The sequence below is a fragment of the Gilliamella sp. Bif1-4 genome (genome assembly GCF_001690535.1).
Lineage (GTDB): Bacteria > Pseudomonadota > Gammaproteobacteria > Enterobacterales > Orbaceae > Gilliamella > Gilliamella bombi.
Genome location: NZ_LZHC01000033.1, coordinates 1 through 999 on the forward strand (window position 1 = coordinate 1; position 999 = coordinate 999).

Annotated in this window: 1 rRNA gene; it reads left to right on the top strand. The window is 51.9% G+C overall.

Going from position 1 to position 999, the window contains the following annotated elements:
• Nucleotides 1-999, top strand: a 16S ribosomal RNA gene (locus A9G25_RS06020); the annotation flags it as partial.

The following is a 999-nucleotide window of genomic DNA, read 5'->3' on the forward strand; positions in this document are numbered from 1 at the left end:
CGGTCCAGACTCCTACGGGAGGCAGCAGTGGGGAATATTGCACAATGGGGGGAACCCTGATGCAGCCATGCCGCGTGTATGAAGAAGGCCTTCGGGTTGTAAAGTACTTTCGGTGATGAGGAAGGAGATGTATCTAATAGGTACATTAATTGACGTTAATTACAGAAGAAGCACCGGCTAACTCCGTGCCAGCAGCCGCGGTAATACGGAGGGTGCGAGCGTTAATCGGAATGACTGGGCGTAAAGGGCATGTAGGCGGATAATTAAGTTAGGTGTGAAAGCCCTGGGCTCAACCTAGGAATTGCACTTAAAACTGGTTAACTAGAGTATTGTAGAGGAAGGTAGAATTCCACGTGTAGCGGTGAAATGCGTAGAGATGTGGAGGAATACCGGTGGCGAAGGCGGCCTTCTGGACAGATACTGACGCTGAGATGCGAAAGCGTGGGGAGCAAACAGGATTAGATACCCTGGTAGTCCACGCTGTAAACGATGTCGATTTGGAGTTTGTTGCCTAGAGTGATGGGCTCCGAAGCTAACGCGATAAATCGACCGCCTGGGGAGTACGGCCGCAAGGTTAAAACTCAAATGAATTGACGGGGGCCCGCACAAGCGGTGGAGCATGTGGTTTAATTCGATGCAACGCGAAGAACCTTACCTGGTCTTGACATCCACAGAATCTTGTAGAGATACGAGAGTGCCTTCGGGAACTGTGAGACAGGTGCTGCATGGCTGTCGTCAGCTCGTGTTGTGAAATGTTGGGTTAAGTCCCGCAACGAGCGCAACCCTTATCCTTTGTTGCCATCGATTCGGTCGGGAACTCAAAGGAGACTGCCGTTGATAAAGCGGAGGAAGGTGGGGACGACGTCAAGTCATCATGGCCCTTACGACCAGGGCTACACACGTGCTACAATGGCGTATACAAAGGGAGGCGACCTCGCGAGAGTAAGCGGACCTCACAAAGTACGTCTAAGTCCGGATTGGAGTCTGCAACTCGACTCC